Raw genomic sequence first — 25622 nt, forward strand, 5'->3', positions numbered from 1 at the left:
TTTGTCATGGTGTTTTGTAATTCAAAAATAATTGTTAGATTTGTCTAACAATTTTAATTTCATGAAGCGAATACTATTTTCTATAACTCTTTTATCTTCTTACTGTTTTTCTCAGGAGACCGATAGTCTGAGTTGGCAGCACCCTGTAGAAAAGGATTCATCTGCAGTTTCCCAACCTAAAGTCAGAATGAGTACCATTGATGATGTGGTTCTTACCGGAACGATAAAACCCTTCAGCAGATCAAAAAGTCCTGTAGCCGTAGAAGTTTACAGCCAGAAATTTTTTCAGAAAAATCCTACTCCCAGTATTTTTGAGGCCATTGCCATGGTGAATGGGGTAAAACCTCAGCTGAACTGCTCGGTATGCAACACCGGAGATATTCACATCAATGGTCTGGAAGGGCCTTACACGATGATTCTGATTGATGGAATGCCTATTGTAAGCTCATTGTCTACGGTCTACGGACTGAGTGGAATTCCTAACAGCCTTGTGGACAGAATTGAAGTGGTTAAAGGTCCGGCTTCTTCTATCTACGGCTCTGAAGCAATGGGTGGGGTGATTAACATTATCACCAAAAATGCGTTGACAGCCCCCAAACTGAGTGTTGACATGATGACGAGCACATGGGGTGAAAATAATCTTGATGTTTCAACGAAATTTAATCTTGGAAAGAATGCGGCGTCTTTGTTAAGTATAAACTATTTCAGCTTTAAAGAAAAAATAGACCAGAACAAAGACAATTTCACCGATGCAGCATTACAAAGCAGAGTTTCAGTATTTAATAAATGGAATTTTCAGCGAAAAGAAAATCGTCAGGCAAGTTTTGCCATGAGGTATCTCTATGAAGACCGTTTTGGTGGAGAAATACAGTGGAACAGATCTTATCGTGGAAGTGGTGATGTCTATGGTGAGAGTATTTATACCAACAGAGCGGAAGTTTTTGGATTGTATCAATGGCCTTTAAAAGAATATATCGTTACCCAGTTTTCTTACAATTATCATGATCAGAATTCTTTTTATGGTACTAATCCCTATAATGCGCTTCAAAAAGTGGCTTTTGCACAAACGTACTGGAGTAAAAAGCTGGGGAACCATGATTTGACAGGAGGAATTACTTTCAAACGGACCTTCTATGATGACAATACGCCCGGAACTTTATCGGGAGACGGAATCACCAACGCACCGATGAAATCTCCTATCTGGGGAGCATTTGTTCAGGACCAATGGGAAATCAATGATAAGAATACTCTGTTGGTAGGTTACCGTTTTGATTATGATAAGATCCATCATGAAGTACATTCGCCAAGGTTTGCCTGGAAATTTTCCCCGAATCCTTACCATACGCTGAGGTTCAATTTCGGAACCGGATTCAGAGTAGTCAATCTGTTTACCGAAGATCACGCAGCCTTGACGGGGTCACGGGAAGTAATGATCAAATCTGATTTGAAGCCTGAGAGATCGGTCAATGGAAATTTAAATTACATCTGGAAGATTCCTGTTGGAACCCGTTTGTTACAGCTTGATGCTTCTGCATTTTATACTTATTTCAGCAATAAGATCGTAGGAGATTTTGATACTGATCCGGATAAAATTATTTATGATAATCTCCATGGATACGGAATTTCCAGAGGAGCATCCATGAATGTGGATTTCAATTTCAGCTTTCCTTTGAGCGTCAATGTAGGAGTGACCTATCTCGATGTGTATCAGAAATTTGATGAGGATCATAAAAAATCACAGCAGCTGCATGCGCCGAAGTGGAGCGGGACTTATAATCTCTCGTATAAGTTCACCAATGATTTGACTTTAGATTTTACAGGACAATTCTACGGGCCGATGAGACTTCCGGTATTGCCAAACGACTACCGTCCGGAATATTCGCCGTTTTATTCTTTAGCCAATATTCAGGTTTCAAAAAGTTTCAAATCCGGTTTTGAAGTGTATGGCGGAGTTAAGAATCTCTTCAATTTTACACCGAAAGATCCTTTGATGAGACCTTTTGACCCCTTTGATAAGTATGCAGACGATCCGATAAGTAATCCGAACCATTATACTTTTGACACTGCTTACGGCTACGCACCGATGCAGAGAATCAGAGGTTTTCTGGGGGTAAAATATACTTTGAAATGAAAACTTTTATTTTATTTTTAATGTTAGTGCCTTGTTTTTATCTGTCTCAGATGAAGACAGGCACTTTTTCTGATCTTGAAACATCTATGAAAAAAGATCCGAAACCTGTAATCATCCATTTGTATACGGACTGGTGCTCAGTTTGCAAAATGGAAAAGTCTGCATTGAATAAAGACCAGGAAATTGTTGATCTGATCAATAAAAATTTTTATATGGTGAATTTTGAAGCTGAAAAAACGAAAGATAAAATAAGGTTTCAGGGTCGGGAATTCAGATATCTGCAGAATGGAAACTCAGGAATCCATGAGCTGGCTGTAGCTTTATCTAAAAACAAAAATCAGGCTGTTTATCCTTTGTGGATTGTTCTGGATAAAGATCAGAAACTGGTGTATTATCATGAAGGATTATTGGCACCTGAAACCATGAAGCAGAAACTTCTGGAGATTTCTGCTTTGTAGTTATATCTTTTTGTTGAGATTGATTCACCAAAGGTTCGCAATGACACATGGTTTCCTGCAGATGATACAGATGACACAGATTTTTTACTGTTGTGGAAAATGTATACTCCGGAAAAATCTTTCAATCTTTCAATTCTTCAATTTTTAAATCTGAATTTCCGCATCAATCAGTACAGCGAGCTGAATACACGGCTCATCCGACCGGTTACTCCAGGCATGATTGGTACCTCTTTGAATGACAATATCTCCGGGTTGAAGAAGCGTTTCTCCGTCTTCCATGATCAGATGGAGTTTTCCTGAAAGAATAACAATGTAATCCAGGGTTTGCGTCTGGTGCATCATGGGATGAGGTTCTCCTGCTTTAAATTCAACGCCGAGGTCTTTATCCGGTGGAATAACCACGTAACGGAAATAAGTTCCGTTTTTAGGGGTCTGTGGAAATCCTGTGTTAGGAATTCGGGTTTCAAGGTCCAGTCCTGCCGGCATTTTCTGAGTATTCCAGATATCCGAAATAATCAGGCCCGCAAGATGTTCTACTACATTTTCTGTCTGTTGATCTTCTATGATAACAGATTTTCCGTTTTTAATTCCTGTGACGATACGTCTGGGTATTGTATTCATAGTTTAATGTTTCATGATGAGTTTATGACCTTGAGTCTGATTGTTTTTAAGTATGGAATGAGCCTTTAAAACCGTGTCCAGAGAAAGATTTCCAATCGTTTTATAATTAGGCGGACTGATGGTTTCGTTCTCAATAAGTCTCGAAAGTTCCTCGAGGCTTCCTTTGTAATAGTGATAGTCTTTATTCATGCTGTAGGAATAATTGGAGATATTCATGATCACGGTTCCTTTGTTGAAAAGGGTTTCGTGGGCATCTTTTGTGACCAGTGCGGTAACATCTGCATACATGCCATTGATTTTTAAAACATCCGCCGTGATTTCAGACATATAATTTCCAACCAGATCAATTCCGAAGTCGAAAAGCTGTTCATCGTTAGCTTTTAAAAGATTTTTGGTGAGATTTTCCTCTTTATAATTGATGATCTGATCACTTTTTAATCCTAATCCAAGAAGGCTCTGTCTGTTTTCTTCACTTCCGACAGTTGCTGTAATTTTCTGAAAATGATTAGCCATTAATAATTTGATGACAAAAGAACCAACGCCACCTGCTGCTCCGGTAACCAGAACAGAATCATCGTGGTTCAGTTTTAAACGGTTAAAAATCTGTAATGCGGTAAGTCCGGCTGATGGAATGCAAGCGGCCTGTTCAAAAGAACTGTTTTTAGGTTTTAAAGCAACAATAGCTTCGGGAACAGCAATATATTCAGCGTAAGAACCGTTGCTTCCCATAGATCCACTTCCACAATATACCTCGTCTCCAATATTGAACTGGTGGGCATCTGCACCTTTTTCAACAACAACTCCCGAAATTTCCCGGCCTAAAACAGGTGATTTGAGAAGTTTCCGTTCCAGTTCGTTCTCCATCATCTGATAATCAATAGGGTTAAAACCACTGGCTTTGATTTGAATTAAAACTTCATGACTTTTCGGTTCAGGTTTTTCTATCTCAGCCTCTCCGAGTTGGAATTTTTCATTTAATACAATGGCTTTCATAAGAGTAATTTGATAGACAAATGTAAAAAGAGAATAGTTTATATTTGCTACCAGTTAACTATTGGTAACCGGTTACCTTAATGAAACTATTATGGCGAAAATCATAGAAAACGGAATAGAAAGAGAAGCCAACTGTACGGAAGAGCTATTTGCTATGCGTGACAGTCTGGATGTTTTGGGAGGAAAATGGAAACTGATGATTATTCGGTATCTCACGAACAGAACAGATCAGCAGATTCATTTCAAAAAGCTGCAACGGGGTATTACCGGAATTTCAGCTAAAATGCTCAGCAAAGAACTGAAAGAACTGGAAATGAATCTTCTCATCACAAGAACAATTCAGGATACAAAACCTATTACTGTAACTTATGCTGTGACAGAATACGGAAAGTCAGTTTTTCCGGTAACGGAAACTCTGGTGAATTGGGGAATTATTCATCGGGAGAAGATCAGGGAGTCGATGGGGTAGTATTGAAAAATTTAAAAATTGAAAGATTTTTTTGCAGTATACATTTTCCACAACAAGAAAAAATCTGTTTTATCCGCATAATCTGTGGGAAATCCAATGTTATTGCGAACCTTTAGGTAAAGCAATCTCAAATCTATCTTTTTCTGAGATTGCTTCATTCCTTGCAATGACTATCGTATTCAATTTTATCGGAGATATCGGATTTGCGCTTTACATCAGTCGAATTGGAAAGAAATTTGTCCCTTTGCGTTAATGAATAATATTATCTCTGCATAAGATGAGAAAAATTACTCAATACGACCGCAATGATCGCTAATATCGCTGGCAATGCCTGTACGAAAAATATCTTCTTGGTCGCTGAAATAGCACCATAAATTCCCGCAATAGCTACACAACCCAGAAAAAACAGAGCGACATTGGTTTGCCATTTGGGATCTTCAATCAGGAATGACCAGATCAATCCGGCAGCGAGAAAACCATTATAAAGCCCCTGGTTGGCAGCAAGACCTTTGGTGGGCTTAAACATTTCAGCAGGCAATGCCGCTTTAAATACTTCTTTTCCCTTGGTTTCCCAGGCAAACATTTCCATCCATAAGATGTAGAGGTGTTCCAGTGCAACGATGGCAATCAGGATTTTAGCAATAAGTTCCATTATTTAATGTTTTTAAGATTGTAAAACTAAAAAAATAAAGTTAAGTTTGGTTAATCAATTGCAAAGATGGATACTTTTAAGGCGCATTTAAATAAATTTATTACGGTCACTGATGAAGAATATGTTTCTATATTTTCTTTTTTCAGGGAGATCGAAGTGAAAAAAAAACAGAGTCTGATGCTTCAGGGGGAGATCTGCAGATCGATGTTTTTTGTTTCTGCGGGCTGTTTGAGGAAGTTTTTTGTGAATGAGAAAGGAACGGAGCAGACCACAGAATTTGCGATAGAAAACTGGTGGATCACAGATACTTTCGCCTATGAAAGACAGACCCAATCAGATTTTTGTATCCAGGCCGTTGAGCGTTCTACGGTTCTTGTTATTGATCTTCAACAGCAGGAACTTTTGTTGCAGAAACATCTGATCATGGAACGGTATTTCAGAATGATTTATCAAAGGGCTTATGCTGCTTCAGAAAGAAGGATCCGTTATCTCTATGAAATGTCCAGAGAAGAACTGTATGTTCATTTCAGTACTTTATATCCGTGGTTTATCCAGAGAATTCCCCAATATCTGATTGCATCTTTTTTAAATCTTACTCCCGAATACCTGAGTGAAATCAGGGCGAAATTACGATCTTAAACCAGTTTAAGATTTTTATCATCCATAAGTCGGAGATTTGTCATGTTATTAAAAGCCAATATCATGACAGAAAAAAATGTTCATCTTCCACAATTATTTTTAAGACTTGCCATTGCTGTGACCATGCTTTCTGCAGTGGCAGACCGGTTCGGTTTTTGGGGTAAAAATTCTGCCTGGGGAAATTGGGAGAACTTTGAAATTTACACCAGAAAACTTACTTTTTTTCTTCCGGAAGGGTTCAGTGTATTTTCCGCTTATACCGCTACTTTTTTCGAAATACTTTTTCCTTTGATGCTGCTTCTGGGCTGGAAAACCAGGATTGGAGCGTACGGATCAGGGTTTCTTCTGCTGGTCTTTGCTTTGTTTATGACTTTGGCTTTAGGAATTAAGGCTCCTCTGGATTATTCTGTCTGGGTAGGAAGTGCCGGAGCATTTTTACTGGCTGTTCAGCCGAAATATTTTTTTAGTATCGATCATTTAACCAATAAATAATACTATTATGAGTGCAAGATTAAATATTGCCACTGTAGATTCAGCTGCTTACAAAGCAATGATGGGATTGGAAGGATACCTTCAGACGATTTCATTAACCCCTATTCAAAAAGAATTAATCAAGATCAGAGCTTCACAAATCAATAAATGTGCTTTCTGTCTTGATATGCATACCCAGGATGCTCTGAAATATGGAGAAACAACGCAGAGAATTTTCATTCTTGAAGGGTGGAGGGAAGCAAAAGAGCTGTTCAGCGAAGAAGAACAGGTGCTTTTAGCGATGACAGAAGAGATTACGCTGATCAGCCATAACGGTCTTTCAGAGGAAACTTTCCAAAAGGCAAAACAGTATTTTGATGATGCACAGATTGCACAGATCATCATGGCGATTGTCACCATCAATGCATGGAACAGAATTGCAGTAAGTACGCACTTACCGATTGCCAAGTAATTTTCTGTTAAAGTTATTGACTAAAAATAGCCCTCATTTTGAAGGCTATTTTGTCTATGCAGGTTGTTTCACCTGGTTTTCAATGACCAATCATCTGATATTAAACTTGTGACAATTCAGCAGTAATGAAGTTCAATTCATCCTTTGAAAGATCAATATCCATTGCTTTGGCATTTTCAATTGCCTGCTGTGCATTTCTGGCTCCTGCCAAAACTACTGTAATCGCCGGCTGCAAAGTTGTCCATCTCAATACCAGCTGTGAAAGGGAAGCTCCTTTTTCCTGGGCAACAGGCTCTATTTTTTCTAAGAAATTTTTTACTTTATTTAAATCAAACTGAGAGAAATAACCGCTTCTGTGATCATTTTCTTTTAATTGATCTTCTTTGAAATATTTACCGGTTAAAAGACCTCTTTCCATGGGACTGTAAACGATAATTCCTGAATTATTTTCCAAAGAATAAGGAACGAGATCATTTTCAATACTACGATTCAGCATGCTGTAAGAAACCTGATTGCTGGCTAAGTGCATCGTTCTGTTGCCTTCCTGCATCTGTGGAACTGTATAATTACTTACACCCGCTGCAAGAACTTTCCCCTGCTGGATCAGAAGTTCCATCGCTTCCATCGTTTCGCTGATAGGAGTGGTGCTGTCCGGCCAGTGCAGCTGTAAAAGATCGATATAATCGGTTCCCAGTCTTTTTAAACTTTCTTCCACTTCTTTGATGATGTTAGCTTTCGAAGCATATTTATAGACAGGAAATGTTTTGCCTTCATCTTCTGCATCGAAGAAAAATTCACCTTTTCCGTTATTGCTGCCGTCCCATACCAAACCGAATTTGGTTAATAACTGAATTTTGGAACGGTCTTTTCCTTTAATCGCTTCTCCGATCATTTCTTCACTGAGTCCGAAACCATAAAAAGGTGCTGTATCAATAGAAGTTACCCCGTGATCTAAAGAAGCATGAATTGAATTGATGGAATCCTGTTTTGCATTCCCGCCCCACATATTTCCTCCGATAGCAAATGCCCCGTGAGTAATTGCAGAGAGTTCCAGTTCCGTATTTCCTAATTTTCTGTATTCCATTTTTTGATTATTTATTTAGTATTTTAAACCGCAAAAGACATTGTTTTTTGAACTACTCCGAACCACCCCGTCAAAAATTTTTCGAATTTTCGCCACTTCTCCAAGGGAGGGGGATTCTGGGGCGACAAATTTTTGTCATTATTAAAATCAAAGATTTTCACGGAACTTAGGAGGTATTCTTTATACACCAAGCCTTTAAACTTATAATAACCTAAGTGCTAAAAACTTTTGTGCCTTTTGTGGTTAAATAAATTTGATTATTGATTAAGTTCCTTCAAAATAGCTTCCCCTACACTTTTTGCAGACTGAGGATTCTGTCCTGTAATGACTCTTTGGTCGCTTACCACATGATTCTGCCAACGTCCTGATTTTTCAAATTGTGCTCCTCTTTCTTTAAGTTGATCTTCCAGAAGGAAAGGGACGACATTCGTTAATTGTACTTCAGCTTCTTCCTCATTGGTGAAGGCATTGATCTTTTTGCCATCTACCAGATATTTTCCGTTGTTCAGCTTAATATTGACAAGACCTGCCGGACCATGACATACCGCTGCTACAATACCTCCGTTTTCATACACTTTTGAAGCGATGTCTGCCAATTCAGTATTGTCTGCGAAATCCCACATCGCACCATGACCTCCGGCGTAGAAGATCGCGCTGTAATGATTTGGATTTACCTGAGAAGGCTGTAAAGAATGATCGATTTTGTTTTTGTATTCTTTATTTTCCCAGAACTCTTTGTTCACAGGATCTTTTAAGTCGAATCCGTCTACTGGTGGTGTTCCGCCTTTCGGGCTTACAAAATCAATTTCATATCCTGCTTTGTGAAGAACTTCCCACGGATGGGAAACTTCACCCAGATAATATCCGGTATCTTCACCTGTGTTTCCTTTTTTATCATGACTGGTCACGACAAATAAAATTTTCTTTTTCATACGGTTAGATTTTTGGTTTTGTGCCTGAATAAATCCTATGGTAAATAAGGTTAATAATAAAAATGCCAGTTTTTTCATATTAAAGAATGTGGGAGGTATAAATTTGTGGTTTTTCCTGTAATTTTTCGTCAACAATAGCTCCGAAAGCCTGAATGTACGGCTGCTGATTATGCTGAGCCAGTCCTTCTTCACTTTTCCAGATTTCGTAGAAGACAAAATGGTTTTTGTCTTCAATTCCCTGATGAAGGCTATACCGTTCGTTTGCATCTTCTTTTGTGGTTTCTGATACCATATTCTGAAGAATTTCCAGAACTTCTGCTCTGTATTCTTCTTTGGCTTTGATAACGGCGGTAAGATAAATTTTCATCAGGCTGGTTGTGGTTTTAATTCCTGTGCAAAAACACGTTCAAGATGCTCTCTGTAAAGTTTCATATCACGCTCTATATTGGCGTTTTTTTCTACGTCATGAAAGTGAAAACTATCCATTTTTTCTAGAGAAACAAAGGCGTTCATTCTATGAAAACCAAATAAAGGTCCGTTATCTACGCTGGTTTCATTGAAGAATTCTCCGGGAAGTGTAAATGCTGTTTCTGGAGCGTTCCAGCTGGTAGTGACCATATATTTTCTTCCGCCAAGCATTCCTCCCGTTCCGTAGTTTATGGCAGGATTTTCTGCATTTCTTCCGTCACTCATATAAATTCCTTTGGCGTGTCCGGCTGTGAAAACCTCGTCAATATATTTCTTAAAACCGTTTGGAAGCTGAAACCACCAGATCGGTGTATGGTAGATGATAACATCTGCCCAAACGAACTTTTTTACCTCTTCATCTTTGTCGAAGCCTTCTGAAACCTGTGTTGTCTTTACTTCTATATTGCCGAATTTTTTAAGTACTTCCAGTGTATTTTCAGCGATCGTATTATTATATTTCCCTCCGGAATGTCCGAAATTTTGTCCTCCGTTGATGATCAATACTTTTTTCATTTTATGATTGTTTAAATTTTATGATGCAAAGTTAGTTGGCTGTGATGTATTATAAAAATAGCATAAATAATAACTAATTATCAGAATAATGATAGTTTTGATTTTATCATTGATGTGAAATATCATACGCATCAGTGGTCATATTGTGAGAGTTCTCCTGTAAATTTGTTTCAGTCAATTGAATGAATATGATACAAATTGCGATTTTTAGTGATGTGCATGGAAATCTTCCTGCACTGAATGCAGTGCTTGAAGATATAGAGAGGAGAGGAATCCGACAGAAGTTTTGTCTTGGAGATCTGGTGGATTTTGCTCCGTGGGGAAATGAAGTCATCGAAAAAATAAGAGATTTAAATGTTTCCTGTCTGATGGGAAACCATGACGAAAGAATTGCTTTTGATATCCCTGTTGTTCCATTATACAAGCATTCGGAAGAAGAAACCAAAGCGAGATTCATTGCTATTGATCATTCTAAAAGGAATATGACGGAAGAAAATAAAAAGTTTTTATCACAACTTCCTTTTCATTTAAAATTAAACTATAAAATAGGGAATAGGCACTGGAATATTCAACTTGTCCATTCCAGTCTGTCCAGTAATGATACGTATCTGTACGAGGCCGAAGATGATGAGGTTTTTGTGAATATGCTGGAAGAATCTCAATCCGATATCGTTGTGATGGGACACACCCATTTGTCATTCAAAAAGTCTTTTGAAAATAAAAAATGGGCAGTCAATTGCGGTTCTGTGGGGCGGTCCAAGGAAGAAAACCGGTTGGCTTCCTATGTGATCCTAACGATGAGCCAGGAAGAGATTATTCCTGAGATTGTTCAGATAGATTATCCCATTGAACAAGCCGTTCGTGGCATTGAAGAAAGTGACATTCCCAACTATTATGCTTCTTTTTTAAGAAATGAAAAGATTTCCATAGTCTAAAATGATTTCATTTATCTTACTTGTAAATCAATAAGCGGAGTTTTTTAATGAGTGTAAATATTTGATTTTTAAATTTTTGTAATTATCCGTACTTCTGTTTGTAAATGGTCGAACGTATTTTATTCGTAAAATGCGTTCGACTTTTTTTATTGAGACTTTTTTGAAAATTCTCCGAAGCATATTTGCATAAGATTATTAACGTCACATTAAAATTTAGAAATCATGAAAAAGACCAACCTCTTTATTTTTTTACTCCTATCCGTATTTTCTTTAGCACAGGTACAGAAAATAAAAATTGATACGATTATCACACCGGAAATTGGAGGGATCAAACAAGCGATAGAAATTAAAACAGATGATTCCGGTAAACCGATACTTCTCTTTTTATCTGGTGGTCCCGGAAGCTCCATGATGAAAAATGCGGACTCTTTTACCGGTATTTTAAAAAACAAATTTACTATTGTCCAATGGGATCAGAGAGATGCAGGGAAAACTTTGGAACTGAATCCTTCGCCAGTACAACCATCCGTTGACTTAATGGGAAAAGATACCTACGAAGTAATTCAGATTCTTAGAAAGCAGTTGAAGCAGAAAAAAATATATTTATTAGGAAGTTCATGGGGAAATGCTTTAGGATTTTATATTGTTAGAAATCATCCGGAGCTCTTACATGCTTATTTTGCGGTAAATCCTGTCATCAGCCAGTTAACCAGTGAAAAAGAATTGCTTACGATTTTGAAAGTTCATTTTAAAGAAGATGCTGTTGCCACCAGAGAACTGGGGAGTGTACATATTCCCTTTACCAATGACGAAGACCTGTTTTATCTTAGAAAATGGCTTTTTTATAAAGATGGTAAAAAATACGTAACCGGTGATGATTTCAAAAAAGGTTTTCTTCAATGGTCTAAAACCTGGTCGCCAGCGTGGAAAGAAGTCATGAAAATTGATCTGCCAAAAACCTTGAAAAAAGTAGAGTGCCCGATTTATTTTTTCGTAGGTAAAAACGATGTTCAAACTTCTACTGTCATTACAAAAGGATATTTTGAGCAGGTAAAAGCTCCGAAGAAAGATCTGTTCTTGTTTGAAAATTCAGGACATCAGATCCATAAAGATGAACCGGAATTATTTCAAAACAGAATCATCAAAACATTAGATTATTAATTCAGACCAAAACTTAGAAACCATGAAGAAAACAATTCTTTTTACCCTGTCATTGCTGTCGGTATTTTGTTTAGGGCAAAAGTCAGTAAAAGAAAAGATGAACCTTAAACCTATAGTGGACCATGCTGCTCAGAAAATGGTTGAAAAACCATTGATCAATGCGGTATCGATTGGAATCGTTTACCAGGGGCAGGAATACATTGGGCATTATGGTGAATTGGAAAAAGGAAAATCCAACCTGCCGAATAATGAAACCATCTATGAGATCGGTTCCCTGGGTAAAACTTTAACCGGAACATTAGTGGCGAAAGCTGTTTTGGATAAAAAATTAAAGCTTGAAGACTCTGTTCAGAAATATTTATCTGAAGATTATCCTAACCTGTCATTCAACGGTCATCCCGTTCTTATAAAGGATTTGGTGACTCACACAAGTGGCTTACCTAAAATGCTTCCTTTGGAAGCAAATGCGGTACTGAATGATTTCACTAATGAAAAAGCACCTGAGAATACCAATAACATATTGAAAAACTATAAACAAAAAGATTTTTTAAGAGACCTGCACACCGTAAAACTTGATGCAGTACCGGGACATCAATTTTCCTATTCAAATGCCGGCATTGAACTTTTAAGTGCTGTTTTGGAAAAAGTATATCATGAAAAGTTTGAAGTGATATTAAAAGAATATTTTGCTGATAACCTTCAAATGAAGCATACGAAGATTAATTTATCAAAAAAAGAAGAAGCCCATCTTGCCGTAGGATATCATTGTGATTATAATGCCATAGCTCCTGAATTAATGTCATCACTTTGGGGGTCATCAGGTAACGTGAAAACAACGCTTCCGGACATGATGGAATACATAAAGTATCAATTAAAAAATACTCCTGAAATAGCAGAATCGCATAAGCCTTTGGTTAAAATTGATGATACGTTCAGTTCAGGATATACGTGGAGAGTCATTACGGATGAAAAATTGGGAACTTTGTATAAGCATCATGGCGGCGTATTTCGTGCACAATGCTTTATCTACATCATACCAAAATATAATCTTGGCGTTTTTATTATAACCAACCAAAGTGGCGTAAATACAGCAAAGGATATGCAGAGTGTACTCGATGAAATATTTGGAGGTATATCATTATAATAATTATTCCATAACTTTGTATCAGAATATTAATAATTAAAGTTATGGTCAATCTAGAATGGTACCGCACTTTTAAAGCGATATATAAAACCGGAACACTGACGGGTGCTGCAGATTCCCTGTTTATTTCGCAGCCCGGAGTAAGTCTTCATTTAAGCTCGCTGGAAGCTTATGTAGGCTATAAATTATTTGACAGGACTGGTAGGAAAATGATGCCGACTGAAAGAGGAAAGGTCTTATTCAATGCCGTATCTGAACCGCTTTCCAAGCTGGAAGATGTGGAGAAAAACTTTCAGAAATCCACAGAAAAACTAACGCCGACGATCAGTGTGGGAATGTGTTTTGAAACATTTCAGACGACTTTGGAACAATATGTTTCCACATTACCTTTTAACCTGATCATCAGCTTCGGACAGTATCCGGAAATGCTGGACCAGCTGGATAAAGGGATTCTGGATCTGATTATTACCCCGAAAAAAGGAGCTTCTCCCAATATTGAACATGAAGCATTTTCTTCTGAACAGATTATTCTGGTTGGCGGAAAAAATGTAGATACGGAGAGTTTTCAAAAAATTGTTACAACTAAAGGAACAGAGCATATTGAGGATTGGCTGAAACAGGAAAAATGGTATGGAACCACTGGCGATATGGAACACCTGTTTCAGTTCTGGATCATGAACTTCGGACATAAACCGAATTTCCGGCCTAATTATATTGTTCCGAATCTAAACTCCATCATTCGTTGTCTGAAAGGCGGAACCGGACTTGCCGTGGTTCCGGATTTTCTCTGTAAAAATGAAATAGAGAACGGAGACCTGAAACTCATCTGGGAAGGGGAGAAAAAATTGGAAAATACACTGTATTTCGGATGCAGAAAAAAAACAAATTATCACTCAGAAATTGAGCACATCAAAGGATTATTCCGAAAGGTCATGAGCAAGAATGACCATGTCGCGCATTTGTAATCCGTTTTCATAAATAGGGACTGTGTAATTTTCTATAAAAAAATTTTTACGCACTCCCTTTTTGAGGAAACCGTTCTTTTCATAGAATTTAATCTGCTGGAATCCTGTGTCAGAAGTTCCTACAGTCAAAATTGTATAGCCGTTTTCTTTGGCAATTTCTTTAGTTTTATCAATAAGAACACTCCCGATTCCCTGGCTTCTATAACTTCCAATGACTGCCATGTTTTTGATCTCCAGTTCGGTACTGCTGTTTTGGTACAATGCCATCACGGCAATATCCTGAATAGCATCGGATAAAAGATAAATATCGGAGTCAAAAATATATTGATTGATCGCCTCAATGGTTTCATCAGCGAGAAGAAGTAACTGATAAGGAATATCTGAATCCGGGTCCATCTTTTTTAAAGTGAACTTTTCCATGCTAGAGACTCATATGAATGATGGGGTAGTCTTTCCCTGAACCGTCTTTTTCTGATCTTCCGGTTTGTCTGAACCCCATTTTTTCATAAAACCCAATGGCCTGAGGATTCTGTTCATTGACATCTACTTTTGTCAAACCTGTTGTATCCTTCATAAATTTATATAAAGTTCTGCCCAATCCTTTTCCCCGTACATCATTATGGATGAAAAGCATCTCCAGATGACCTTCAGCTACAGCCGCAAAACCTTCAGCAATCCCGTTTTCCATAATTAAATACACTTCCAGATCAGGAAGATAATCTTGTGGAATTACTTTTTTGAAATAGATGAAATCTTCTTCAGCGAGGAAATGATGAGTGGCCTTTACTGCAGATTCCCAGATCTCCATAATTCTAGGATAATCTTCAGCCAGCGCCAATCGGATGGGGTGTGACATTATTTTGAGGTTTCTGCAAAAATAGGAAAAATTTGATTTTATAAACAAAAAGTTAGAGGTTAGAAAGATGTATATTTTAGACAATTAGCAATTCCCCTTCTTTGAAGTGGTGGATTTTTGCGAAGCAAAAAGACGGGTAGTAAAAAACACTTACCAACAGTATCTGAATCTTTGAAAACAGTAAAAATGGTAAGTACAAATGCCATTTTTTTATCGCAAATTTGTTAGGCTATACAATAATATTAAAATTGAAATTAAAAAATTATGCAAAACAAAACATATACAGGGCAGCCTGTAGTGACATTAAATAACGGAGTGGACATTCCGGCTTTAGGATTTGGAGTCTGGCAGATGGAAAACCTGAATGAATGTGAAAGGGCAGTAGTAAAAGCGATTCACACCGGATACAAAATGATCGATACCGCTGCTATTTATCAGAATGAAACAGCAGTAGGCCAGGCCGTGAAAGATAGTGGAGTGAGCAGAGATGAGCTTTTTATCACGTCAAAAGTATGGGTTCAGGACCACGGCTACGAACAGACAAAAAAGGCATTTCTGAAAACACTGGAAAGACTGCAGATGAGTTATCTGGATATGTACCTGATCCATTGGCCTTACGGGGATTTCCTTGGGAGCTGGAAAGCTTTGGAAGAGCTTTACACTGGAGGAAAGATCAAAGCGATCGGGGTTTGTAATTTTACGGTAGAGAAATTAGAAGAATTAAAAGCTAATGCATCGGTACTTCCGGTGATCAACCAGATCGAACTGCACCCTGTTTTCCAGCAGAAACAACTTCAGGTGTACAACAAAGAAAATAATATCATCACCCAGCCATGGAGCCCGCTTGGAAACGGAAATGCAGATCTTCTGAACAATTCCCAGTTAAAATCAATTGCTACAAAATATAATAAAACAGTAGCTCAGGTCATTTTAAGATGGCATCTTCAGGAAGGATTTGTTGTGATTCCAAAATCGGTGACGCCTTCCAGAATTGAAGAAAATTTCAATGTTTTTGATTTTGAACTGGGTGAAGAGGAAATGAATGCTATTCGCTCATTAGATACAGGAAAAAGGCTGTTTTTCGATCCCAAAGATCCTGAATGGGAAGAGAAAATGCTTAAAGTTGTAGCAGATATTTAAGAGTATATCTTCATATTTTTCTCCTGTAGATTAAACGGCTCTGACAGATTTTTAATACAATTATCTGTTCAATAAGTTTAATCTGCAGGAGACTTTTTTTAATTTTAAATAAAATAATTGTTATGTTTTGGCCGGACACCATCAGTAAAATTTTGCAAATAAAATATCCCGTAATTCAAGCGCCTATGTTTGGAGTAAGTACACCTCAGATGGCTGCAGCCGCTGCAAAAGCAGGGGCCTTGGGATCCCTTGCATTAGCCGATCTTTCAGGGGATCAGTCCGTAAAACTTATCAGGAAGACCAAAGAAATGACTGATCAACCCTTTGCTGTCAATATTTTTGCTCATCATATTCCTGAAATAACTGATGCTTTGAAAGAACAATATGCTAAAGCCAAACAATTGTTAACAAAGCTGGCAAAAGATAATAATATGGAAGTTACGCTTCCGGATCTTCAAGATATTAAGGTAAACAGTTATCATGAACAGATAGATGCGATAATTGAAGAAGGATGTAAAATTCTCAGTTTTACTTTTGGAAATCTGGATGATCAAAGCATTCAAAAACTGAAAGAAAAAGAAGTAATTCTTATCGGCACCTGTACTTCTGTGGAAGAAGCATTGGATTTGGAGAAATCGGGAATTGATCTGATTTGTGTACAGGGAATTGAAGCAGGCGGACACAGAGGAACTTTTGATGCTGAACATATTCCGCTTATCGGTGGAATAGCTTTACTGTCTGAGGTGTATGATCAGGTTAAAATTCCACTCATCTATGCCGGAGGAATATATAATGGAAAGACTTTAAAAGCCGCAAAAGAACTTGGGGCTCAGGGATTTCAGGTTGGAAGTATTCTTCTTGCATCGCAGGAAAGCGGATTGCTACCGTTTGAAAAAGAAAGGCTTAAAAATGTAACCGAAAAAGAAATTGTCCTGACAAGAAGCTTTTCGGGACGTTTTGCCAGAGGAATTACAAATAAATACATCCAGACTCTTGAAAAATCAGACTTTATTTTGCCATATCCTTATCAAAATAAGCTGACCGGTGAACTTAGACGGGTTTCTAAAGCCTTGAATAACGCAGATTTTGTAAGTATTTGGGTGGGGCAGTCCATCCATAATTACAGCAGTCTTTCGACAGAGGATATTCTTAAAAATCTTATTCTTGAGGTAGAATAACTCTTCTTTCCCGTTGTTGACTTTTAGGTCTAAGCAATTTCATTTGATGGCATGAAGACGAGTATGAGCTATTAAGATAATAAAGAACCAGGAACAAAAAAAAATAAAAAATCCTGTTAAGTATAATCTTAGCAGCCTACTTTAAGTATACAGGTGTATTACTTATTTATATTGAGGGTATTACACTCGTGAGTATTCATGAGTGCGCTTTTTATTTATACTTAAAGTCAATAAGAATATCTTTGCCGTCTTATTAAATCTTACCTAAAAAAAATAAAAATTGTATCATAAAGGTATCAGTGATTACAACTTACGATTTTTGGGCAGGTAGGTATTAATGCTAAACACTATGTCTTTGATAAAAAAAACTATTCCAAAAATTTCTCAATTATTAAACTACATTTCGTCATGGGGAATCAATGAAAATGCGAACGAATTTGAAAAAAACTTTACAGTACTCATCAACCAGCATTTGGTATTACTGTTCTTTATTTTCTTTTTTCACAGTATTTCTATTATTTTATTTTTAGAAATAACGATAGACAGCATTTTTTTAGGCTGCATTTCCTTTTTATGGCTATTATTAATGCTTTTAAAAGAGTACAGGAAGAATAAAGAAATTTTATTCTTTGTTTTTATCTTTTTGTGTCTTGTCATTACCTACTACTCTTCATATTGCGGGCAGGAAAGCGGAGTTTTTTTGTTTTATTTTCCCCTTCTCTCTGCCTTGGCATTTTTTTTCGAGATTAAAAAAGACAGGAATGTTGTTTATTTTATAGCTTGTTTTATCCTCGCGAGCTTGTACATCACAATTGTCTATGACTTTCGATTGGTTGAACCAAATTCAATGATTATTTGTAACGGATATGAAAAAAAGTTGATGATTTTAAATGTGACCTTTAGTTTATTGGTTTTTGTAGCTGACTATTACTTTATAGAGCGTAAAAGATCCATTGTTTTTATGCTTTGTACTGAAAACGAAGTAAATATCAATACTATAAAGTCCTTACAGACAGAAAACGAAAGATTGCTCAAAAATCAGTTCATAGCCAATAATCTCACAGAAGAGAACATCAATGAGATTATGAAGCTCGCCCAAAAAGATGATCCTTTTTTCTTAGATAAGTTTCAATTTTTTTTCCCGGATTTCTTTTCCAGACTGGATCATATCGGATCCAAACTCATTTTATCGGATCAGCATTTGTGTGCGATGATGAGATTAAATCTGGATACCAAGCAGATAGCAACCTATACGAATACAACGATCAAGTCTGTGGAAAGTAAAAAGTACAGATTAAGGAAAAAATTGAATATCCCTTCTGATATAGAAATAACTCAGTGGATTTTAAGTATTTAAGAGTTTTCCCTTATTTTTTTATATCTCAATTTCGTGAGTTTTTACCCTTGCGAGTGTTGATGAGGGTGGTTTTTGTTGCAAAAAAAATGAATTAGAAACAATTTTGCAATGATAAAAAAACACACCACCAAATGATGAATCTTCAAAATAATACACGCATCCATTGTATCAACTGACAGGAATTCTTGATATAGGGTAGATAGTCTATACCTGTAAAAGTATTTCACGCCCTTCTATTTTCATTAAAAGATGGAAGGTGATGACTCTTTCGTTAGAAAAATTAATTTCAAAATAAACGAAACCTTTCGAAAAAATAAAGCCCTCATTTTTGAAAGGTTTCCTATCAGGCAATGACACAAAAACAAATGATGAAAATTTTTTTTCCCGGATACTTTCCTGTCATCGGAAAGTGTCTGGGAATTTTTTGTTTATTTTTTTGTTTTACAGCATTCTATACACAGACATTAATGGATAAAGAGGGTTCTCTGCACGTGAATACGGGAACATTATTGCATAGAGAAAGAGACTCTTCTTCTACATGGTGTGATGATAAGAATGCTGTTGTTTTTATTGATGATAAGGCAAAAGTCTATGGTATAATTTATATTAGTGATTCTCACTCCATCGTGCAGCAAAAAAGCGACACGATGAATACCAAACTAAGTTTAAATAAGAACTCTGCAAAGAAACTATCTGCCGGTAGACTGGAATTTCATTCTCCAATTCATCCTGCTGAAAAGAAGGCTTCTTCCGCTGAATATGTCTTACCGCCAAACTCCAGTGAGTATTTTACTGCAAGTAACCATGGTAATCATACCGCTGTATTTCCTTTCAGTAATATCAATATAAAAACAGCGGTAACTGTGCTTTTAAATTTTAATATTCTAAAGGATTTTTCGTTGGAAAAGTCATTAGAAAAAGAATATGCTATTGTATTTATTTATAGTTTACTTATTGATAATCAAAAAGTAAGGCCGCCTCCCTTCCTGATAATGTAAATACTAAAACTTTACCAGAAAGTACAGGATTCAGTAGAGAATATGGATGAGGTGTCATAAGATCCATAGATCTGTACTTATTGCTGCAAATCATCCTATCAGAAAATAACATCCATACTGAAAAGATCTGTACATTTTTAAAATTCACAAAAAACCTGTCACTGCGATGCCAGGTAATTTATATGATCAATTAAAAAAACATTATGATGAAACATTTTATTGCATTTTTCGCACTTATGACCAGCTCATTGATTTTTGGGCAGGTAGGTATCAATACTTCAAAACCTAATCCGAAATCCGGTTTACACGTATCTGAAAGGAATGACCCTTCAAGTACTGCTGCACCGGACCGATTTAACGGACTTATTATACAACGGTATACCACAGCTGAAAGAGCTACAATTGCACCTGGTGCCGCTGAAAATGGTTTAACCATCTACAACACCAGTACCAGCTGTTACAATGTCTGGAATTGGAATTCCGGAACGGGAACGGGAAGCTGGACTGCGCTTTGTGGTGAAAAGCAGGGACTTGTAGAATTTATTGACTGTAATTCTATAAAAGTTGTGGGTAAATATGTGACGGACAAACCTCTTAGTGTACAGACCGTTCATATTGAGGTGCCGGTGAAGGTAACCCAACTGGGAAGTTATTCATATACCACAAATACGGTTAATGGTGTTACATTCACAGCTCAAGGGACTTTTGTGAATTTAGGGCCTCAAACGGTAAACCTTTATCCTACAGCTATCACGGCAACTCCAGCAGGTGGAGTTTTCAATTATTCTGTAACGGTATCTCCCACAGCAGCTGGCTCGTCAGGGATTATCTGTAACAATGTTCCTGTTTCATTTATTAACAGAGCAGGTGCTACTATGAAAATAGTAAATGTGTCTGGTTCTGACGGATCATCACTAGTTACAGGGACTAATTCATCAGGATTGGTATATCAGTGGTTAACCGGAATAAATACCATTGGGGCGTCTAATTCTGCTCTCTCTTATTCCGGAACAGCAGATATTCAGATTGTAAATGTCAGTTTGAATAGTTTGGCAGCATTAGAGGATGCATTGGAAGGTGCTTCGGGGATTACTGTTGGTGCCAATAACGGCATCAGTGCTGGTTTTGCTAACGTTATCAAAGAATGGAATGAATCTACTGGAGGTTTTATCATCAATTATGCAGACTCTGTAAGTGAATCAGGTCTGGCAGATGTACTGAAATTTTATGTAGAAAATGGAAGTACTACAGATGGTATATTGAATACAAATGTAAATAGTCTCCCACAGATCTTCAGTACAGGACAGCCATTTAATATCTCTTCTGGATTAAATATAGGGTATGACGGCGGTAATGCCGGACAGATTTCCACAAGTCAAGGGACCAATTTTATCAATGTAGGGACAAGAAGAGGAGGAGTAATAGATCTTACCCGAAATATAATCATGTTTGGAGATAAATTCGGAGATGGTCCGGCAACTTCAACAGGACCGAAGCAAAATTTTGCAAGAGTTTTGTGTGATGTCTTTGCCTATTTCATAAAAGAAGCCCCGGTATATTAAATCAATGATCTCCCATATCTGACGATAAAATATGGAATTATCATAACAAATGGGCTATGCTCCTGTAAATTTTGAGCTGCCTTCAAAACAGGCAGCTCTTTTTATAAATAAAAAAATAAAATGAAAAAAATTCTAATATCAGCAATATTTCTTCCCTTCGCGCTATCTGCCCAAAACATTTTTCAGATGGAGGTTTCTGCCCAAAATAACGATGTAGAAGTAAGGGCAAATCATACGGTAGATTTCGGAAGTTCCGATTTGGAGCTTTCAGGGAAAGAAGGTACCATTTCTCAGGAAACCTATTTAAGATTTGAAGGGGTTTCATTACCTTCAGATGCCGTCATCAATAATGCCTATCTAATATTCTATGGTGATGAACCAAGCAGTACCCCAACAGTTATAAAAATTACGGGGGAAACAGGAAGTTCTTTGGTTTATCCTTTATCTACTGCGGCCACTACAGGACTGAATATAAAGTCCAGAAACTATACTACCACGTTTGCCGAATGGACAACCGCAGGCTGTGTTGCCAATCAGAAATATCAGTCGCCGGATCTTAAAAGTGTTCTTCAGGAAATGTTTCCCAATGGAATCAGTAATGCGAATCTTGCATTTAGGTTACAGGGAAATGAGCAAGGTGCCTTTACGGTAAGATCTTTCTCAAATACTAATTACAGACCAAAGCTGGTCATTGATTACTGGTCTATGCAGGGCAGTTTATCAGCTGTAGTAACTGCCAATAATGATGATGGATGGGAAAATACATCTGGAGGGGTTAATTTAGGAACAGATTACCTGATACTTGGTGGAAGATCGGATATGAAACAGCATGCAGTCCGATTCCAAAATGTTCAGATTCCTGCAGATGCCCAAATTACAGATGCCTATATCGAGTTTTACTCATACGGAACAAGTCAGGCTGGAAATATGGATATTTATTCTGAAATCGGAACCCCGAATGCTTATACAACTGCTGCTAAAAATATAACTTCAAGAGAGCGTTCTGTTAACAAAGTTAATTGGGAAACCACAGCCTGGACCTCAGGGAATACCAAAAACCGTACGCCTAATCTTAAAAATATTATTGAGGAAAACAGGCTGAGTGGATGGCAGTCCGGAAGTAGCCTTGCTTTTCAGTTTAATGGATTGGGAACGAATAGCGGAGCACTGGCCCGCTCGTATGAAGGGGGGGACAATTACCGCCCGAAGCTGGTTGTAGAATATTTAAATAACGGGCTGGGTGCATCTATTGAAGGAGCAGTAACTGATCCTGCTTTAATGGATCAGCTTTATATCAATGAAGTGTCTTCTCAGGGAACCGTTACCCAAGGTGAAGACTGGATAGAATTGTATAATAACAGCAATGATAATCTGCACATAAAAGGCGGCGTTTATTTGTCTAATAAAAATTCGGACAAAACATTGCATGAGCTTAAAAATATTTTTATTCCGGCTCATGGATACGCTGTTTTTCAGGCAGATAAAAAGCCGGCGGAAGGAAATCATCATCTGAATTTTGATCTCAAAAATTCCGGAGCGACCCTTTATCTTTCCAGGAAAGTGGCTGAAAACATTATTTCTCAGAATGAACTTACGTATGGAAGTTTACCTTTTAATCAGTCTGTAGGAAGACTACCGGATGGAGCAGGAAGCCTTGTCAACTTTATTGTACCGACTTACAAAGAAACCAATTCCAATGGAAAACAAAAATTGGATCTTGCTTTCAGTAAGGAAAGAGGAATCTATCCGTCAGGTTTTGATTTGACAATTTCTGCACCTGCAGGGACAACCGTTAAGTACACACTTGATGGGAAATACCCTTCAGAAACCATAGGTTCGGTTTATTCTGCCCCAATTACTATAAGCAAATCATCTGTTGTTAAAGTATATGCTTATAACACGACAGGTAATTCAGGGGTTGTGGCGCATACTTATGTCCTGCAAAACAATTATGGGAATGAAAACACCAGTGTAGGGTATAATCAATGGTCATATAAGTCTACTATTACAGCAGAAGAATATGCTCAGGCGATCGCTCAGATACCTGTTGTTTCGGTTTCTACCAATACAGAACCGAGTGCTAACTGGGTAGAAGGGTCATTCGAGTATATTGATAATAACGTATACAGCGGAAGATCTAATTTTTTCAGTAATTCCATGACAAGGAAGTTCGGACAGGAAAGTTTAGGTTTCTACAATCCTAATCTTACCGTCAAATTCAATTCTGATGCGAAGGTGAAAAAAGCTAATTACCCTTTCTTCGACAACTATCCCGGCGATGCTTTTGAGGTTCCTGAAAAAATTCACAATATCGAATTAAAACAGGGCCAGGACAATGCAACAAGAAATGTATTCAACATTGGATATATGCGCTTCAGTGAAAAAATAACGATGAATCTGCAGAAGGAAATGGGGAAATATGCATTGGATACCCGTTATGTCAATTTGTTCATCAATGGCAGATACCGTGGATTAAAAACGCTGCGCAATGATTTTGGAACCAAGAATATTGAAGAACTATTTGGCGATGATGACAGCAATTACACTAAAATAACTCTTCAGGATGGATCTTTTACCAACGGTATTGTAGAAACAGGAGATGGAAGTCCTGCGGTATGGAATGCTATAAAAACTGCCGCCACGACCAAGAACTTTCAGCAGTTTAAAAATCTTGTCGATATCGATGATTTCATCAAATTCCAGATCATGTTTATGTTTATCGATTGTGAAAACGAAGCAGAGGCAATCACTCATAATACGGATGCTAATATCATGAAAGCCAAATTCATGATCAATGATACGGACGGAGCCTTTTTCGGAGGATTAACTGCTTCATCATCTACCATAGCACTGAATCCAATAGGATTTGCTGGCGGTGGCGGAAATTATAAATTTAAATGGCAGGGGACCATCAGCAGAAATGGTGCGGGCCAGCTTTTTGGCCAGTTTATGGGTTCAAATACCAATATTTCTACAGGAAATCTTGAATTTAAAACGCTGGTTAAAGATGCTGTGTTGAGGAATATTGGTCCGGCTTCCGGTACTTTCTCCGGAGCAGACGGAGCTCCATTGTCTGTATTGAATGTGCAGAATAAAATCACCGCAACGGTCAACGAACTGGACAAAGTGTATAAACTGGATGCCGCCTATATGGGCTACACGGGCAATGTCTACCAGCAGTGGAAAAATACAGACTATCCTCGTATTCTTGCTCAGGTTCCTGAAAGAGTAGGGTTTACTTTGAAAAAATGGCTTGAATTTAATATGGCACATACGCTTTCTCAGGTGAGTATTATTTCTCCAAACATTTTAACAGATACGGATACCATTCAAATAGATAATCCCAATTCCGGAACAGCGCTTTATTATACCTTAAACGGAACCGATCCAATGGGGAATGATGGGGTTGTTTCCTCAGATGCCCATTTATATAACGGAACATTTTCGTTACCTGCCGGAAGCTATACTATTGCAACACGTGCATTCGTAACCAATAACTGGGGACCGCTGGTTTCAAAAGCAATAAAAGTTGATGCACAACAGGCTGGTCAATTTCTCATTACAGGAATCAATTATAAACCGTTATCTAATGGAGATGCTGAATTTATATTAGTTTCAAATCCTGGCAATGCAGATTTAGATATTTCAGGTTATAGTATTTCTGATGCTGTGAATTATACTTTCCCTCAAGGAACACTCATCGCAAAAAATCAAACTATTATGCTTGCGAAAAACCTGTCATTGATTTCAGGATTTGATCAATATGCTAAATACCAGTGGACCAGCGGCAGTCTTAACAATTCCGGAGAATCTATGACTTTTAAAGACAGTTCAGGAAATATTGTAGATTATGTTTCTTACATGAATGTTTCCCCATGGCCGGTGGAAGCCAATGGGCAGGAATATTATCTGAAACTTATGGCTTCCGATCTTGATAATACCCTGCCTGAAAATTGGGAAGCCCAATCACTGACATTTTCAAAGGCAAAAATGAGTTCTTCAAAAGCAGCTGAAGAGGGAAATATCACTTTAAAAAGTGTGAAAATTTATCCTAATCCTGTAAAAGATGTACTGTTTATCAGTCTTAATGAAAAAGCTATGATCACAGTCTATACAGCCGGCGGACAGCTGATTGAAACAAAATCTCTGAACGAAGGAGATCGTAGCCTGAATGTCTCATCCTGGAGCAAAGGGATTTATCTGATTCATGTTTCCGGACAAAAAGAGACAAAGACCTATAAAGTAATGAAAGAATAATCAAATTAAAAAAACAGGCCCCCGGATTAAATAATATATACACAAATGATGGGAGAGAGCTCCAAAAGGGGGCTTGTTTTATTGTCTGAAGACCAGATCACTTACTATTATGAATACAATTTATTTTAAAAAAGAATTACATCATGGGCATTAATTTTAAAAATAT

General features: G+C 37.5%; 25 protein-coding genes. 16 read left to right on the forward strand and 9 right to left on the reverse strand.

Annotation, left to right across the window (positions count from 1 at the left end; translation table 11 throughout):
• The first annotated feature begins 61 nt into the window (after nt 1-61).
• Nucleotides 62-2131, forward strand: coding sequence for a TonB-dependent receptor plug domain-containing protein (locus tag BUC06_RS10580; RefSeq protein ID WP_073333543.1), 2070 nt, complete (start codon nt 62-64; stop codon nt 2129-2131).
• Nucleotides 2128-2589 carry a thioredoxin family protein gene (locus BUC06_RS10585; RefSeq protein ID WP_073333545.1) on the forward strand — a complete coding sequence of 154 codons (462 nt, stop codon included), beginning with the start codon at nt 2128-2130 and terminating at the stop codon, nt 2587-2589. Before BUC06_RS10580 ends, BUC06_RS10585 begins: the two co-directional genes overlap by 4 nt.
• A gap of 144 nt (nt 2590-2733) precedes the next feature.
• Here BUC06_RS10585 and BUC06_RS10590 read toward each other — a convergent pair whose 3' ends face one another.
• Complete coding sequence (locus tag BUC06_RS10590) at nt 2734-3210, reverse strand: cupin domain-containing protein (RefSeq protein ID WP_073333546.1); 477 nt, start codon at nt 3208-3210, stop codon at nt 2734-2736.
• A gap of 3 nt (nt 3211-3213) precedes the next feature.
• Complete coding sequence (locus tag BUC06_RS10595) at nt 3214-4203, reverse strand: NADP-dependent oxidoreductase (RefSeq protein WP_073333549.1); 990 nt, start codon at nt 4201-4203, stop codon at nt 3214-3216.
• Between the two features lie 91 nt (nt 4204-4294).
• On the opposite strand from BUC06_RS10595, the gene BUC06_RS10600 reads away from it, so the two are divergent.
• Complete coding sequence (locus BUC06_RS10600; protein ID WP_073333834.1) at nt 4295-4672, forward strand: winged helix-turn-helix transcriptional regulator; 378 nt, start codon at nt 4295-4297, stop codon at nt 4670-4672.
• A gap of 262 nt (nt 4673-4934) precedes the next feature.
• Here the strand turns inward: BUC06_RS10600 and BUC06_RS10610 are convergent, their stop codons facing one another.
• Complete coding sequence (locus BUC06_RS10610) at nt 4935-5324, reverse strand: DUF1304 domain-containing protein (protein ID WP_073333554.1); 390 nt, start codon at nt 5322-5324, stop codon at nt 4935-4937.
• Between the two features lie 66 nt (nt 5325-5390).
• Between BUC06_RS10610 and BUC06_RS10615 the strand changes: the two genes are divergently transcribed.
• The 3 genes from BUC06_RS10615 (at nt 5391) to BUC06_RS10625 (ending at nt 6906) form a co-directional block, all read left to right on the forward strand.
• Nucleotides 5391-5963, forward strand: coding sequence for a Crp/Fnr family transcriptional regulator (locus BUC06_RS10615; protein WP_073333557.1), 573 nt, complete (start codon nt 5391-5393; stop codon nt 5961-5963).
• A 63-nt stretch (nt 5964-6026) separates the two neighbouring features.
• Nucleotides 6027-6455, forward strand: a complete 429-nt coding sequence (locus BUC06_RS10620) for a DoxX family membrane protein (protein ID WP_073333836.1) — start codon at nt 6027-6029, stop codon at nt 6453-6455.
• Between the two features lie 7 nt (nt 6456-6462).
• A complete protein-coding gene (locus BUC06_RS10625) occupies nt 6463-6906 on the forward strand; it encodes a carboxymuconolactone decarboxylase family protein (RefSeq protein WP_073333559.1) in 444 nt (147 codons plus the stop codon).
• Between the two features lie 100 nt (nt 6907-7006).
• Here the strand turns inward: BUC06_RS10625 and BUC06_RS10630 are convergent, their stop codons facing one another.
• The 4 genes from BUC06_RS10630 to BUC06_RS10645 all read right to left on the reverse strand — a co-directional run bounded on the left by BUC06_RS10630 (nt 7007) and on the right by BUC06_RS10645 (nt 9903).
• Entirely contained in the window at nt 7007-7990 is a 984-nt protein-coding gene (locus tag BUC06_RS10630; RefSeq protein ID WP_073333562.1) for an aldo/keto reductase, read from the reverse strand.
• A gap of 257 nt (nt 7991-8247) precedes the next feature.
• Complete coding sequence (locus BUC06_RS10635) at nt 8248-8922, reverse strand: type 1 glutamine amidotransferase domain-containing protein (protein WP_073333839.1); 675 nt, start codon at nt 8920-8922, stop codon at nt 8248-8250.
• Nucleotides 8923-9001: 79 nt separating this feature from the next.
• Nucleotides 9002-9289: a putative quinol monooxygenase gene (locus BUC06_RS10640; protein WP_073333565.1), complete on the reverse strand. Its 288-nt coding sequence runs from the start codon at nt 9287-9289 to the stop codon at nt 9002-9004.
• Nucleotides 9289-9903 carry an NAD(P)H-dependent oxidoreductase gene (locus tag BUC06_RS10645; RefSeq protein ID WP_073333568.1) on the reverse strand — a complete coding sequence of 205 codons (615 nt, stop codon included), beginning with the start codon at nt 9901-9903 and terminating at the stop codon, nt 9289-9291. The genes BUC06_RS10640 and BUC06_RS10645 overlap by 1 nt, the downstream gene beginning before the upstream one ends.
• Before the next feature lie 188 nt (nt 9904-10091).
• Here BUC06_RS10645 and BUC06_RS10650 point away from each other — a divergent pair, with 188 nt between their 5' ends.
• From BUC06_RS10650 to BUC06_RS10665, 4 genes are all read left to right on the forward strand, one after another.
• On the forward strand, nt 10092-10838 hold the full coding sequence (locus tag BUC06_RS10650) for a metallophosphoesterase family protein (protein WP_073333841.1): 747 nt from the start codon (nt 10092-10094) through the stop codon (nt 10836-10838).
• Between the two features lie 222 nt (nt 10839-11060).
• Nucleotides 11061-11999: an alpha/beta fold hydrolase gene (locus BUC06_RS10655; protein WP_083564048.1), complete on the forward strand. Its 939-nt coding sequence runs from the start codon at nt 11061-11063 to the stop codon at nt 11997-11999.
• Nucleotides 12000-12021: 22 nt separating this feature from the next.
• Nucleotides 12022-13143, forward strand: coding sequence for a serine hydrolase domain-containing protein (locus BUC06_RS10660; protein ID WP_073333575.1), 1122 nt, complete (start codon nt 12022-12024; stop codon nt 13141-13143).
• A 44-nt stretch (nt 13144-13187) separates the two neighbouring features.
• Nucleotides 13188-14108 carry a LysR family transcriptional regulator gene (locus BUC06_RS10665; protein ID WP_073333577.1) on the forward strand — a complete coding sequence of 307 codons (921 nt, stop codon included), beginning with the start codon at nt 13188-13190 and terminating at the stop codon, nt 14106-14108.
• Here the strand turns inward: BUC06_RS10665 and BUC06_RS10670 are convergent.
• Both BUC06_RS10670 and BUC06_RS10675 read right to left on the reverse strand, forming a co-directional pair.
• Nucleotides 14061-14504: a GNAT family N-acetyltransferase gene (locus BUC06_RS10670; RefSeq protein WP_228423696.1), complete on the reverse strand. Its 444-nt coding sequence runs from the start codon at nt 14502-14504 to the stop codon at nt 14061-14063. The genes BUC06_RS10665 and BUC06_RS10670 overlap by 48 nt on opposite strands.
• A gap of 25 nt (nt 14505-14529) precedes the next feature.
• A complete protein-coding gene (locus BUC06_RS10675) occupies nt 14530-14964 on the reverse strand; it encodes a GNAT family N-acetyltransferase (RefSeq protein ID WP_073333582.1) in 435 nt (144 codons plus the stop codon).
• Between the two features lie 264 nt (nt 14965-15228).
• Between BUC06_RS10675 and BUC06_RS10680 the strand changes: the two genes are divergently transcribed.
• From BUC06_RS10680 to BUC06_RS10705, 6 genes are all read left to right on the forward strand, one after another.
• Nucleotides 15229-16104: an aldo/keto reductase gene (locus BUC06_RS10680; protein ID WP_073333585.1), complete on the forward strand. Its 876-nt coding sequence runs from the start codon at nt 15229-15231 to the stop codon at nt 16102-16104.
• A gap of 122 nt (nt 16105-16226) precedes the next feature.
• Nucleotides 16227-17282: an NAD(P)H-dependent flavin oxidoreductase gene (locus BUC06_RS10685; protein WP_073333589.1), complete on the forward strand. Its 1056-nt coding sequence runs from the start codon at nt 16227-16229 to the stop codon at nt 17280-17282.
• Between the two features lie 349 nt (nt 17283-17631).
• A complete protein-coding gene (locus tag BUC06_RS10690) occupies nt 17632-18639 on the forward strand; it encodes a helix-turn-helix transcriptional regulator (protein ID WP_083564049.1) in 1008 nt (335 codons plus the stop codon).
• A 365-nt stretch (nt 18640-19004) separates the two neighbouring features.
• On the forward strand, nt 19005-19637 hold the full coding sequence (locus tag BUC06_RS10695; protein ID WP_139263345.1) for a hypothetical protein: 633 nt from the start codon (nt 19005-19007) through the stop codon (nt 19635-19637).
• Nucleotides 19638-19840: 203 nt separating this feature from the next.
• A complete protein-coding gene (locus tag BUC06_RS10700; protein WP_073333596.1) occupies nt 19841-21199 on the forward strand; it encodes a hypothetical protein in 1359 nt (452 codons plus the stop codon).
• Between the two features lie 120 nt (nt 21200-21319).
• On the forward strand, nt 21320-25456 hold the full coding sequence (locus BUC06_RS10705) for a lamin tail domain-containing protein (RefSeq protein WP_073333599.1): 4137 nt from the start codon (nt 21320-21322) through the stop codon (nt 25454-25456).
• Nucleotides 25457-25622 lie beyond the last annotated feature (166 nt).

This window comes from Chryseobacterium carnipullorum, assembly GCF_900142785.1.
GTDB lineage: Bacteria > Bacteroidota > Bacteroidia > Flavobacteriales > Weeksellaceae > Chryseobacterium > Chryseobacterium carnipullorum.

Bases quoted from the DNA above. Each gene is read 5' to 3' on its own strand.
- BUC06_RS10655 (WP_083564048.1), top strand. From the start codon at position 11,061: ATGAAAAAGACCAACCTCTTTATTTTTTTACTCCTATCCGTATTTTCT.
- BUC06_RS10675 (WP_073333582.1), bottom strand. From the start codon at position 14,964: ATGTCACACCCCATCCGATTGGCGCTGGCTGAAGATTATCCTAGAATT.
- BUC06_RS10580 (WP_073333543.1), top strand. From the start codon at position 62: ATGAAGCGAATACTATTTTCTATAACTCTTTTATCTTCTTACTGTTTT.
- BUC06_RS10635 (WP_073333839.1), bottom strand. From the start codon at position 8,922: ATGAAAAAGAAAATTTTATTTGTCGTGACCAGTCATGATAAAAAAGGA.
- BUC06_RS10625 (WP_073333559.1), top strand. From the start codon at position 6,463: ATGAGTGCAAGATTAAATATTGCCACTGTAGATTCAGCTGCTTACAAA.
- BUC06_RS10645 (WP_073333568.1), bottom strand. From the start codon at position 9,903: ATGAAAAAAGTATTGATCATCAACGGAGGACAAAATTTCGGACATTCC.
- BUC06_RS10610 (WP_073333554.1), bottom strand. From the start codon at position 5,324: ATGGAACTTATTGCTAAAATCCTGATTGCCATCGTTGCACTGGAACAC.
- BUC06_RS10595 (WP_073333549.1), bottom strand. From the start codon at position 4,203: ATGAAAGCCATTGTATTAAATGAAAAATTCCAACTCGGAGAGGCTGAG.
- BUC06_RS10695 (WP_139263345.1), top strand. From the start codon at position 19,005: ATGATGAAAATTTTTTTTCCCGGATACTTTCCTGTCATCGGAAAGTGT.
- BUC06_RS10650 (WP_073333841.1), top strand. From the start codon at position 10,092: ATGATACAAATTGCGATTTTTAGTGATGTGCATGGAAATCTTCCTGCA.
- BUC06_RS10665 (WP_073333577.1), top strand. From the start codon at position 13,188: ATGGTCAATCTAGAATGGTACCGCACTTTTAAAGCGATATATAAAACC.
- BUC06_RS10590 (WP_073333546.1), bottom strand. From the start codon at position 3,210: ATGAATACAATACCCAGACGTATCGTCACAGGAATTAAAAACGGAAAA.
- BUC06_RS10685 (WP_073333589.1), top strand. From the start codon at position 16,227: ATGTTTTGGCCGGACACCATCAGTAAAATTTTGCAAATAAAATATCCC.
- BUC06_RS10670 (WP_228423696.1), bottom strand. From the start codon at position 14,504: ATGGACCCGGATTCAGATATTCCTTATCAGTTACTTCTTCTCGCTGAT.
- BUC06_RS10585 (WP_073333545.1), top strand. From the start codon at position 2,128: ATGAAAACTTTTATTTTATTTTTAATGTTAGTGCCTTGTTTTTATCTG.
- BUC06_RS10620 (WP_073333836.1), top strand. From the start codon at position 6,027: ATGACAGAAAAAAATGTTCATCTTCCACAATTATTTTTAAGACTTGCC.
- BUC06_RS10630 (WP_073333562.1), bottom strand. From the start codon at position 7,990: ATGGAATACAGAAAATTAGGAAATACGGAACTGGAACTCTCTGCAATT.
- BUC06_RS10640 (WP_073333565.1), bottom strand. From the start codon at position 9,289: ATGAAAATTTATCTTACCGCCGTTATCAAAGCCAAAGAAGAATACAGA.
- BUC06_RS10615 (WP_073333557.1), top strand. From the start codon at position 5,391: ATGGATACTTTTAAGGCGCATTTAAATAAATTTATTACGGTCACTGAT.
- BUC06_RS10700 (WP_073333596.1), top strand. From the start codon at position 19,841: ATGATGAAACATTTTATTGCATTTTTCGCACTTATGACCAGCTCATTG.
- BUC06_RS10660 (WP_073333575.1), top strand. From the start codon at position 12,022: ATGAAGAAAACAATTCTTTTTACCCTGTCATTGCTGTCGGTATTTTGT.
- BUC06_RS10705 (WP_073333599.1), top strand. From the start codon at position 21,320: ATGAAAAAAATTCTAATATCAGCAATATTTCTTCCCTTCGCGCTATCT.
- BUC06_RS10690 (WP_083564049.1), top strand. From the start codon at position 17,632: ATGTCTTTGATAAAAAAAACTATTCCAAAAATTTCTCAATTATTAAAC.
- BUC06_RS10680 (WP_073333585.1), top strand. From the start codon at position 15,229: ATGCAAAACAAAACATATACAGGGCAGCCTGTAGTGACATTAAATAAC.
- BUC06_RS10600 (WP_073333834.1), top strand. From the start codon at position 4,295: ATGGCGAAAATCATAGAAAACGGAATAGAAAGAGAAGCCAACTGTACG.